The sequence below is a fragment of the Nitritalea sp. genome (genome assembly GCF_054166705.1).
This window is the reverse complement of the sequence record NZ_JBSZCV010000020.1, coordinates 54937-67112: the sequence shown is the minus strand read 5'-3', so window position 1 is coordinate 67112 and position 12176 is coordinate 54937. Positions and strand designations below refer to the sequence as shown.

Below are 12176 nucleotides of genomic sequence, written 5' to 3'. Positions count from 1 at the left end.
AAAAAATTAGTTCGTAGATACTTGATGTGGACTAAACCAGCGGTCTAGCCGCTGATACAGCAGATGCCAGAGGCTCCTTTTGCCAACTTGAAAGCGAGCCTGCACTTGCATCCCCTTCTTAAGTGCTCCCACCGTTCCATCTTTGCGCGTGAGCGCTTCGGCATCCAGAGCGCATACGACCCAGTATCCTGCCTGCTGTTCGCCAAAAAATTCCCGATCCGCACCGATGTCGAGGACTTTCCCTTTCAGCAGGCCCCAGATATGATGATGGAAGGCATCTACCTGAAACCAGACCTCCTGCCCTTCCTGTAAAAAAGCGATGTCCTGCGCTGGAACGAGCACATGCGCTCGTAGCGTTTCCTGAGGTGAAATTTGGGCTATTTTTTCACCTGCCAGCAACATATCTCCCGGGCGGATGTCAGCCACTTGCAATAAATTCCCGGACACACCCGCGTAAACATGATGCATAGAGACATTGGCCAGCAAGCGCGCCTCTTGCTGCTTCAAGCGCGAAATCTCCAGCTCTACCTGCTCCATTGCTAGTGCAAATTCCGCCAACTTTTGCTCTTGAAACGCTTGAAATAGCAAACGCTCCTGCTGGTAGTGCACCTGGACCTCGTCGAATTCGGTGAAAGGCAAAACCTTGGCTGCAAATAAGTTTTGTGCGCGCTCAAAATCCCGCTCCGCCTTGCGAATAGGGCTTTGGCGCTGCACTAGCTGCGCCTGATAGGCTTTCCACTGGTTTTCCACGCGCTTACTCCGAAATGGCCGCTCTTCCTTTTTTTCAACTGCCGTTCCTAATAAGTAGGCTAGATCTGACTGTACGCCTTCTTGATAGGCTAAACTTTGGCGGAGCTCAGCCAGCTCAGAATTTACAGCCTCCACATCCAGGGAAAGTAATAAATCCCCCGCTTTCACTTGGCGATTTTGACGCAAAAAAACCTCTTGCACCCGACCAGAGAGTGGAAGCTGGACCACATTCGCTCGGACTGCTGATTGTAGAGCCCCTGCTGCATCCACACTCACAGCGACCTGCACCAGGGGAAGTGCCAGTATTGCACATAGCACTAAGGACACTAATAAGAGGTAGATGGATTTTTGTGTCACTCCGATTCGGGCATCGTACACCTCTACAGTGCCCTTTATAATTTCAGGAGGAAAAAGTGATGACTTGCGCATACGCATAAAAAATTTTTCGATAGACTGTAAACTTAATGCGCGGACTAGCTTACAGTCGGGAAAGAAGCGTTTAAAACCGTTTAAAAAGTACTATACCCTAAAAAAGTCCCCATCCGTACTCAAGGCGTAGGATGGGGACATCGAACAAGTGCTTAAAGAAAGCATTTTACTGCTTAATAAATCGAATACGCTCGGTGTAGGCCCCGAAGTCCACAGACATGATATACACCCCAGCCTTTAAATCCATAAGCGAGAGCTCTAGGCGGCTCAGCCCGGGCGCGATTGAAAAACTTTGCCGCAGGCGCCCCTGTGTATCATGCACGTAAACATCCACTCCACCACGGATAGCTGAGCGAAAAACAAGGTGGCTAACTTCCCGTGCTGGATTAGGGAATAAACTTGCCTGACCTTTAATTTCCACTTCTACGCGGTTCGATTCCAACTGATACTGCTTGAGTACTGCCGTCGTCTGGTGCCAGCCTAAGGGCATCTCGTCCAGCTCCAAAATCCAGGTATGTGGGTCTTGTCGCTGCCAATGCTTCTCAGCGTCTGCAAGCAGCTGGGCCTGCTGAAATCCGCCAGCGAGCTCTACCTCCCCCAGCTGCTCTAAAGGCTGCTTGGTTTGCAGGCGTAAAACTGCCTTAAGCCCCTCTTTTTGGCTTACTTCCAATCGTAGCGCTTGGTCTGCCAGCGTCTGCTGCATCGGAAGTAGGGGTACTAATAGCGGTGCTGCAGAAAGTGGAAGTCGAAACTCACCTTCTTGGATATCCAGTGTTATTGGCTCCAAATCAGTGCTTTGGCCGCTGATGCGGAAAGCCTCCTGAGCTGCGTAGGGGTAGAAAAAGGCATGCTCCAGCTCTTCCAGTTGGTCTCCCGGCACAGGGCGCCATGCCAAGAGATGGGAAGGCTCCCCAGCAGTATTAGCCAACACATAGATATAGGCATGCTCCGATTCTTCGACGATGCCATGAAAATACAGATCCCCCATGAGGTTTTGCATGCGTTCCATGGCTTTAAAGGCCAATTTTTCTCGGAAACCAAACAGTCGAGACTCCGTCAATCCCGAGCGGTCATAGTTGATCGGCGTACCCCCATCTTCCATGGGCACATTCGCATAGAAGAACCAATCTGCGCGGTCCACTCCCATACGGCTGAGCCAAAACAATCCCCGCAGCGCATACAGGGCCTGCGCCTGCTCACTTACGGCTTCGGTATTTACGGCCTGCTCGTTCAGGCTAGACGCGTCCCAGCCCCACTCCGTGACATGGATCTCTTTCCCTGGCATATTGTGGTCACGGAAGCGAATGCCCGCGAAGAGATTACGCATGCCGGATTCAGGATGTTCGGGATGCACAGCGATGCGATTTCCTGCAGCATCCCGCGTATAACTGTAGACGTGAATGTTTACGCCGTCCAAATAGGGAGCCGCTCGTGGGGACAATTTATAGCCCATAAAGTTTTTACTTACGCCCGTGTTGCCCATAAAAGGATTGGAAGCCTGAAGTGCTGCTGGCAAGACTTTCAAATGGGGATCTGCCGTCTTCATGGCTTTGGACATACCTTCTAAGATGGCGACATACGTGCTATCACTATAATCCCAAGGTTCATTTCCGATTTCGACAGTTTGCACCAAATTTTCATGAGAGGGACCGAATACAGAAGCGAAAGCGGTGCCCAAAGCAGCAGCTGAGGCGTAAGGAGTATTCCATGCCGTTTCTTGGAAACGATCGAAGGTGTAGGTGGCATTCACCGTGAAGCCTTTTTCCTGCCAGTCAGCATATTCTCTAAGCCACTGCGTCCAGCCGCGTAAGACCCGCACATCACCGCGTGTGTAGCTGGGGGTTTCGTCTGGATCTGCTGTATCCCAATGTAAATTATGATAGTTACGCGCATTTCTGCCGGCTCGAATAAATTTTTGTGCGCCCTCTTCCGGCCCTTGTAAGCTAGGAATGCGGTTGGTTCCCCAGGCCCACACGGTGTTGATGCCTAAGAGATCAGAAAAGCTATGTTGTTGCCTTTTTGCTTGGGGCGGTGGCCCAAAGGCACCGAAGGCATCGTACACCGTGAGCTCTTGGACGCTGGCTTTCTTAAAGTTTTCATCGACGATTTCATGCACAACACGCACATATCGGATGCTTAAAGCACTGTCGAAACGTATACTTTCGTAATGGATTGCCGACGGATTTAGGGTGGCCACTTGCCGCATGTCTGTAGAATCCTGCCCGACTTCCAGGTAGCTACCTAGGACATTTCCGACGCCATTAAAATGTCTACTACGCACCCAGCTTACCTCTTTCAGCTCACCCAGATCTAAGGTTACGTATTCCCGAAGCGGTTGGCTATAGGCAGCGATTTCATGAATGATAAATGGCGCGGCAGAAGTAATCCGTATATCGGTAACTCCTGCAAGCTGCGGCATAAAATGACGATTCGGACTCCCTCCTACCGGATAAACGAGCGTCGTGTCACGGGCATCAGCTGTGTTGAGGCGGATGAAAATAGGTGCCGTATGATTGGCAAAACGAGCATTTAGACCACGTATACTGGTTTCAGGTACACTGAGTTCATACCAGGCCAGCCCTGCTTGGGAATCTACGGGAATGGTAGCGGTACGTATGCCCCATGCACCGTCTGTGGCTGCCTGTACGGGCACATTGCCGGAGGCAAAGCCGAAAAGATGCAGGAGCACATTCTGATGGTTCGCACTGGCATAGCGATCAGGAAGTGGATTACTCGAAATCCAACTACTCGAAAAGTCTTCGTCTATGATCAAATCAGGGGCGTTCGTCTGCAAATTCACCGTGGAACTGGCAGAAGCAGTGGAGGTACTAGAAAGACTAGGATAAACTCCTGCATAAGGGTCCCAATGGCTCGGGAAATCTGGACTTTGTCCGGTACCAGAATCCCCGTCAGAGGCGGAAGTATCACTAGATTCGGCGAAAGCCTGCAGATGAAAAGCACTAACCCGACGCCAGTTTTCAGGAAGTACGGTATGTCGAATCTCGATAAAACGCAAAAGCGTCGGTTCGGCAAGATCTACCGTGACAGTTCCTGGGTAGTTGGGATCTAAAGCCTGCAGGAGATTTAAATGCTCCCGGTCCAGCCCACCGTATAAGGCACTTGCACTTGCACTGCCACTTCCGGGAAAATGCTTCAGCTCAACAGAGGTTACCAGCTGATCTTCAGTTAATTCTATACCCACAAATTCCGTTAAGAGTCCTGCAGTAGTTCCGATTTCAAAAATGCCGAAGGAAGCAGAACTGCTCAGGAGCAGTGTTGTGACGCCCGCCTGCTCGGGAGAAAAACGCAGATGTTGAAAGTTTTGGCTCGCTGCGTAGGTAAGGGTCTGTAGGGTGTTTCCTTGAGCATCTTGCAGGTGCACATGAACCGGTTGGCTCACATTCCGCAAACGAATCCCCAGTCGATGAATGGTCTCAGGAACAGGAAAAGTAAAGCGCACCTCAGCCAGGCCTTCCGAAACGGGGATATTTGGGGTAAAGGATTGCAGATTGCCGTCTAGGGCCAGATTTAAGTTTAGGCCTGCAGGAGCGGTCCAGTCTGCTTTAAGTAGAGAATTTTGCCGCTCTGAAGCATAAAATGCATCTGGAAAAGGCGCTGTAGATTGCCAAGACGAGCTGAGGTCACCATCTACTAGCAAAGCGGCTGGCCTCAGTTCAGATTCTGAGCTCGCGTATACTTTGCCCGCTAGTGGAACCTTGGTGGACGAGGATTGTCCGTGGGCGTACTCCCCCTGCACCAGCAGGAATATCCCGAGGTAAAGTAAAACACGTGTCATAAAGGAATAATTGTGTGGTTAGGCGCTAATTTAAAATAACTATACAGTGATTCGCAATAAATTGTTACTTTTTTATGGAAAACAAAAAAAATTAGAGCAACTATTTTTCGGAAAACAAAGATGTAAAAGTGTTAATTCTAAATGATCAAGATAAAAAAATAACATTCACTCCTCCCATTTTACTAAAGAAGGCCTAAAAAGAAAATAATAAAAGTGATGAGGAAAACTTTAGAAGAGCTACCAAAAGGCCATCTCTACTTGCTACCTACTGGCACGAAGAGATGGCCTTTCGTATTAATAATAGGGGCTACAGACCGTAATGGCTGTTGCATCGAAGGCTTCTGGACTTGTATCGTTACGACCTACATTTCCAGCCACCAGTATCTGCTCATACTCAGGACCGCTATCGGCTAGATGTACTTTTATATGGCCATCGAAATTTTGGAAATCGGCGAAGGTTAACGTTTTGCCATTCGATAAAGACCCGAGGACTGTTTCCGAACGTAGAGTTTCACTGTTTACAGGTGTCAGCAAAAAGGCGATGTCTGCATCCACTTCATTATAGGATCCAAAATGCAGGTGAGCAGGAAATGCCACGCTAGCATCTCCCTTCGGACCATTCATGCGAAGATCTAAGGTAAGCGTGCCGTCTTCCAACTCACGAACGGTAAACGTTCCATCGAAGGCAAAAGGGGCATTCCCCTGGAATAAGGGGTACTCCACTTGATTTCTGTAACGGGGGCTGTCTTCTGAATCCCTACACCCGACTAAGGAGAGGGATAGTAATCCAGCAAGCAATAGTAATGAGAGGTTTTTCATAGCAAACATATGATGGATAACGTGGCTGATCGAGCTTTAGTTAGTTTAATCGTTGAATTCTTTTACAAAGATACGAATAGGACACGAGTATTAGGTGACCTTAGTCCTATAGCTACCTGATATTTAACGAAAAAAACCCCTCGGCAATAACCAAGGGGTTAAATAATTCTAAATCCAATTCTATTATCGGTTGATGCGGAAAGCACGTCTCGTCACATTTCCAGCGGTATCTTCTGCCCAAAGTATGAGCCATAAAGTATCGTTACCTGTCGGCACATTAATGGCAGCGTCTCCTGAGAATAAAGTAGCGAAATCCAACATCGAAGTATTGGGAAGCGCAGGGCCTCGGAAGCGATCGCCATTATTATCTACGCGGTGCATACTTCTGCCCCACATACGCTCATAAATGTCATTGCCAGCCAACACAAGATCTTCATCATCGCTATTTTCCGTGCTCACACGTGCCCAAAAGAAGGCGAGCTCAGAACTCAATGGGTGATTGGTCACCTCTACTTTTCCTTCAACCTGTAGAGGCGCACCAGCAGCGGCCGTAAATGCACCATTAACGGCATTATCAATTAAAAATTCCGGTGCGTAAGGACGCTCGATAAAGAAAGTTTTCGATACTGTTGAACCGTCTGCATGCCCCGTAGCGTTTCCAAAAATGTCAGTAGCATCGATTGAAATGTGATAAGGACCTGCTAAGACGTTAGTCTCGATGCGGTTACGAGGATCATTTCCTTCCCAATACACGTCTAAACTAGAGTCGTCATGGTTGTAAAAACGATCACCATTGACATCGATGATATCATTAACCATCAACATCTCGAAAGCTCCAGAAACACGACCATGCGTATGACCATCAAATCCTCCATGGATATCGATGCGTACCTGCTGAATGCCTGACTCATCCTGTACGCTGAAACGGACGTGCATATGATCGGTGGCACGCGAACGAATCTCATTCATGGCCGGACGGAATCCATCGCGATTTTCTGCGAACGTAATCGTGGGAGCTTCCATGTCGCGTACGCTGTCATCTTCACTGTCACATGCAAAGGCGATTACGCCTGCTAGCATCACGGGAAATAGTAATTTCTTTTTCATTGTATAAATATGTGGGTAGTTATTTAATGCAATATTATTGCAAATATAGGATAAGAACGCCGACTATGCAACAAGGTTACACAACCGATTAAATTTTCTTTAATTTTTTTCATTCTTTTCTCCTATGGGTACCTTTAGGGTGAGGATAAAATTCCTTCCTTGCTCGGGCAGATTCAGTAGGCGGTACCGAGAAAGATGATTGAAGTAAAAAGTATCCAGTAGGTTTTGGCCGGAGGCCTGCACCTGAATAGGCTGCTGGAAAAGCCGAAGATTAACATGAAATCCTGCCTCTAGAAGCATGAATCCATCGGTACGGAGCTCATTTCGATCCACTCTATTCTGTGCAGCACTGATGCGATGCTCGATAAAGCCCCCCCACTGGCGCACTGCTCCAGAGTTAGACTTTGCCTCATAACGCAGCCCGTTTAGCACCGATAAAGGGGGAGTTAAAGGTAAAGGAAGTCCTGTATCCAAATTATAATTATACACATATTCAAATGCACTGCTTAGCGTCCAGCGACGGTGTAGCTTCCATTCCGCCTTTAGCTCCGTTCCCATAAAGACGGCATCATGCTGGCGATACTCCCACATCATGCCGGACGCAGGGAGTGTACTAAATCTCCCCGTAGGTGCTAAATAAATAAACCCTTCATAGAAGGACCAGAACGGTGTAAGCGCCAGATAAAACGATTTCCTCTGCCATGCATAGCTAACATCCACTTGATACGAACGCTCCGGCCGCAGGTCGGGATTACCGATTTCATGCCGGAAATTGCCATGATGAACACCATTTGTAGCAAGTTCGATGGCAGTAGGCATACGAAATGCCGAACCTAGGTTTACTTTCAACAAATGATCCGGATGTATAAGCCAACTTAGGCCCGTACCACCACTGAGATTTCCCATAAAACGGTCGATATCAGCATTTCGCTGCTCAAATTCTCCAGTAGGCTGCTGACGCCGAAAGATAGGCTGGAGATGCTCCTGAATCATATGCGTCCCGAAGTCCAAGCGAAGGCCTGCATTCCAGGTAAACCCTTCCCGCGCGGATTGCTCGTGAAAAAAGAAGAATCCAGCCTGCTCGCTTGTAAAGTTTGGCAGCAAAAACTCGAAGCCACGCTGCTGATTTTCCATGCGCTGCCACTGAAAACCGAAAATCTGTTGCACCCCACGTCCAAAATGCCGGTAAAAGCGGGCATTTGCCGTGTAGGTATCCAAATCTAGGCCTAAGGCCAAAGTGCCCTCCGGCGTAGGAGCCTGCCCATGCACATGAGGCGGACTATTTTCTTCCCGAAGGTTACGCTGATACCCTAAATCCACCTCTAACCAGTTATTTCCGAGTTGAATACGGGTATTATGCAGGACTTTCCAGTGGGTATTGTCCTGCTGGGGCAAAGAAATATTCCTATTCCCCCCGCGATGCTGCAAATTGAAACTATTCGGAATCCCCACCGCTCCAGGGAATATCCCTGCCAACTGATGGAAACGACTCACCGTCAGTGTGCTCTCACCCCATTTTTTTACCACTCCACTTGAAAGGCTAAAATGCCGTTCTCGGCCTGCGGTATTTTTAAGTCTCCCATCGAAAATGGGGAGTACAAAGCCAGCATACGTAAAACGATCCGTAGGAATTCGGTAGTCTGCATAGTCCTGAAAAGTAAGTCTTCCACGGAACACCCAGTCCCCTTCTCGACCTTCTAGGCCTGCAGAAGTGCTCCACATGTCATTATTGGTACGATATGAGCTGATAATATCACCGCGCAAAATCCCTTTTTCAGGGTGGGCCGCAGGCAGCAAGTTAATTACACCTGCCATTCCATCTGAACCGTAGATTAGGCTTCCAGGGCCTTTTATCACCTCTACGCGCTCCACATCAAAAGGGTCGATTTCCAGCCCATGGTCGGCCCCCCACTGCTGCCCCTCTTGCTTAATCCCCCGATCATTTATCATTATCCGATTAAAACTTAAGCCCCGTATCACCGGCTTAGAAATCCCTACTCCCGTATTTATGGTGGTCAGTCCGGGAAGTTTTTCCAGCGCAGCTGCAAAGGTGACGGCCTGCATGCGCTCCACGTACGAGCGATCCAATACCTCTACTGTTTGGCTGAACTGAATGGGACCATTACGAAATGGATTCGCTTGAATGACAGCTTCTTGCAGATCAAGAGTGGACTCTCGAAGAACGATGGCCAACTTTTCGGTAAAGGTACCTCCTAGCTCCAGTAGGACTTGCTCCGTGCGGTAGCCCAACATGGATACTTGTAGGTGATAGGTGCCTGGACGAAGATCCTTTAGCGTAAAATTGCCCTCCATGTCCGCGACAGTGCCTTTACGTACTTCCTTTAGCGACACCATCGCAGGAAGTCCCTCCCCGGTCTCACTTAAGACTCTACCCTGAACCACAAAAAGCTGCTCCGCATGCAGTGCTTTACTACAAACAAGCAGACTCAGGAAGAAAAATATACTTACGGGCAGACGCAGCAACATGGGGTAGTCCAAGACAATTTCAAGCAAATACGTGTTTGATGAAATGATGTTGCAAGTTAACTCAAAAATACGCTTTTTGCAACGTTGATGCGATTACAAGAATTAGGGTCCTTCGTTTCATCCACTACGTTACAAGGTCAATTTCTCATTTACACCCTAAAATAAGAACAATTCTAAGCGTTATACTGCCTAATACGTGTAACATCGTCGCTCTGCCTGCGTTAAAAGGAATAGCCAATCCTGAAAAGACCAACACTACTCATACGGAGAGTGAGCTTTTCTTGTAGTTTAGTTTAGTTGAAAATAATTATTGGCAAGGGAGGGGGTTTCGATCCCCTCCTTTTTTTATGCCCCCCATTTTTCATGTTAAGGCCTCAGCCTATCTCAAGTACCCGTCAAGACACTAAACGCTTAAATACTTGCAACTTACGCGGCGCCAGCAGGTGTGTACCTTCTTTTCCAACCGCCCAAACCTGCCCGAATAAGTCCTCATCACGGCCAAAACCTCCGAAGCGCTTTTCATCCGAACTCAGGCAGAGCTGTAGTGGCCCTTCGGGCAAAAGTGCACAAGGGATCTCCCACACTTTACTTGGATGAAGATTGACAAGCACTAGATACCCTCCTTTCTCGTAAATGAGACCCTTTTGATCTGCGTCTAGGTGATGCTGAATTATCCTTTGACCGAAGGTCAAAAAACCAGCTTCTTTCGCTAGTGCCAGCATCGCCTTATCCCAGGCAAAAAGATCTTTAAAGCGAAGGGCTTCATTATCGACCAGCGACCACTGCCGGCGGGCGTACTGATAAGACCACTGATTACCTTCTCGGGGAAAATCTACCCACTCCGGGTGGCCAAATTCATTTCCGATAAAATTCATGTACGCTTCTCCACCTAAAGATAGTGTCAGCATACGAATTAGCTTATGCAATGCTATGCCACGATCGATGACCAAACTTTCACTTCCTACGTGCATTTGATGGTACATTTCCTTATCCATGAGCCAAAAGGCAATGGATTTATCGCCTACCAAGGCTTGATCATGGCTTTCGGCATAGGCTACTGTGGCCTCATGAGTAGGACGGTCAGTAAGTGCATGCCAGAGGCCGAACATATCCCAGTGCTCATCCGGAGCATGCTTGAGTGTTTTGATCCAAAAATCCGGTATCCCCATAGCTAGTCGAAAATCAAACCCTAAGCCACCCTCTTCCAGCGCGCGCGCCAGTCCAGGCATGCCTGTAACTTCCTCTGCTATGCTTATGGCATCGGGGTGTATACGATGAATTAGATGATTGGCCAACTGGAAATACAGGACAGCATCTTGATCTACGCCTTCATCGAAATAACGAGCGGCATCGCTAAAGTCAGTATGTCCATGGTGCGTGTACAGCATAGAGGTAACGCCATCAAAGCGAAAACCGTCGAAACGGTATTCTTCCATCCAGAAGCGGAGGTTGCTGAGCAAAAACTGTAGCACTTCCCACTTACCGTACTGAAATAATTTAGAATCCCAGCCTTCATGATAGCCCCTTTCGCCGGGATGGAAATACTGATCTGGCGTGCCGTCAAATTCATTAAGACCTTCATAGACATTTTTTACCGCATGGCTATGCACGACATCCAGAATCACAGCGATACCGCGCGCATGCGCCTCATCGATCAGGGCTTTAAGCTCCTCCGGCGTGCCGAAGCGCGAGGAGGCTGCGAAGAAATTACTCACATGATAACCGAATGATCCATAGTAGGGATGCTCCATGATGGCCATGAGTTGAATGGCCGTATATCCTGCCGCATGGATGCGTGGAAGAATTTGTTGTGTAAATTCTACATAGCTCCCCACTTTTTCTTCTTCTAAAGCCATGCCCACGTGACACTCGTAAATGAATAAGCCTTCGGATTTATGGCGTGCCTGAAAAGATTCTTTTTTCCACTGGTAGCCTCGCTCCGGAAACCAGAGTTGGCCCGAGAAATTATGCGTTTCGGGATCTTGGATTACCCTGCGCATATAAGCGGGAATTCGATCAAGCTCGGTATCATTAGCGCCGATGACCACTACTTTTATCGCACTTCCATGAACGAAGGTCTCTCGATAGGACGCGAAAGGAAGAAAAATTTCCCAATCGCCTCGATGATTGCGCTTTAGTGGATGGCTACGACGATCCCACCAGTTGAAGTCCCCGGTGAGGTACAGGGCCTTTGCCGCAGGCGCCCATTCTCGATAGTACCAACCGCGGCGAATCGGGTCCCAGTGAATCCCGTATAGCTGATGGGCGGAGGCAAATTCGCGCACATCACCGTATTGGTCTTCTAAACTCTGAAGGGCAAGTAGATAGCGCTGATGGCGGTCTTGAATGAGCGAAGCATAAGGCTTCAACCAGGGCTCCTGGCATAAGGCTAAGGTGTCGGTAGATTCCTTCATAATCTCAAGCGTATAGGCTCAAGGTACGGAAACATTTTTCTATTCACAAAGCTACCTTCTGAAAAGAAAAGCGCTGAGTGCGCCTAAAACACCATTTGTTGTAGGAATAAAGCTCTTGGAAGAAAAGAAAAATCGATTGCGTGAAAGAATATACTTTTTGCTTACATGTAAAAATAAACCATGATGGCAGCGATGAAATAGCCGAGAACAAAGGAGAAAAATACCGGTCCTACAAGTGATTTCTTTGGTGTAGCATAGGGGGAAAAATAGAACCCGGGTGCGTGGCTAAATTTTTTTGCCCAAGATCTAGGGAGGAGTGCCAGGATGGCCAAACCATAGACGAGACTAAGGAAAACGAAAGCGAAAATTGTATC

Annotated in this window: 6 protein-coding genes; all 6 read right to left on the bottom strand. The window is 48.2% G+C overall.

Annotated elements, in window-relative coordinates; all coding sequences use genetic code 11:
• Window positions 1–6: 6 nt before the first annotated feature.
• The 6 genes from ACXIT9_RS13775 to ACXIT9_RS13750 all read right to left on the bottom strand — a co-directional run bounded on the left by ACXIT9_RS13775 (window position 7) and on the right by ACXIT9_RS13750 (window position 11802).
• The gene (locus ACXIT9_RS13775) at window positions 7–1179 is read right to left on the bottom strand and encodes an HlyD family secretion protein (RefSeq protein ID WP_458056822.1); all 1173 of its coding nucleotides are present in this window, start codon (window positions 1177–1179) and stop codon (window positions 7–9) included.
• Window positions 1180–1345: 166 nt separating this feature from the next.
• Complete coding sequence (locus ACXIT9_RS13770) at window positions 1346–4975, bottom strand: T9SS type A sorting domain-containing protein (RefSeq protein ID WP_458056821.1); 3630 nt, start codon at window positions 4973–4975, stop codon at window positions 1346–1348.
• Between the two features lie 294 nt (window positions 4976–5269).
• Window positions 5270–5698 (bottom strand): hypothetical protein, encoded by a 429-nt coding sequence (locus ACXIT9_RS13765; protein ID WP_458056820.1) that lies wholly within the window; start codon window positions 5696–5698, stop codon window positions 5270–5272.
• Between the two features lie 279 nt (window positions 5699–5977).
• Window positions 5978–6901, bottom strand: coding sequence for a DUF4625 domain-containing protein (locus tag ACXIT9_RS13760; RefSeq protein WP_458056819.1), 924 nt, complete (start codon window positions 6899–6901; stop codon window positions 5978–5980).
• Between the two features lie 99 nt (window positions 6902–7000).
• Complete coding sequence (locus tag ACXIT9_RS13755; protein ID WP_458056818.1) at window positions 7001–9415, bottom strand: TonB-dependent receptor; 2415 nt, start codon at window positions 9413–9415, stop codon at window positions 7001–7003.
• A 368-nt stretch (window positions 9416–9783) separates the two neighbouring features.
• The gene (locus ACXIT9_RS13750; protein WP_458056817.1) at window positions 9784–11802 is read right to left on the bottom strand and encodes an alpha-amylase family glycosyl hydrolase; all 2019 of its coding nucleotides are present in this window, start codon (window positions 11800–11802) and stop codon (window positions 9784–9786) included.
• Between the last annotated feature and the right edge of the window lie 374 nt (window positions 11803–12176).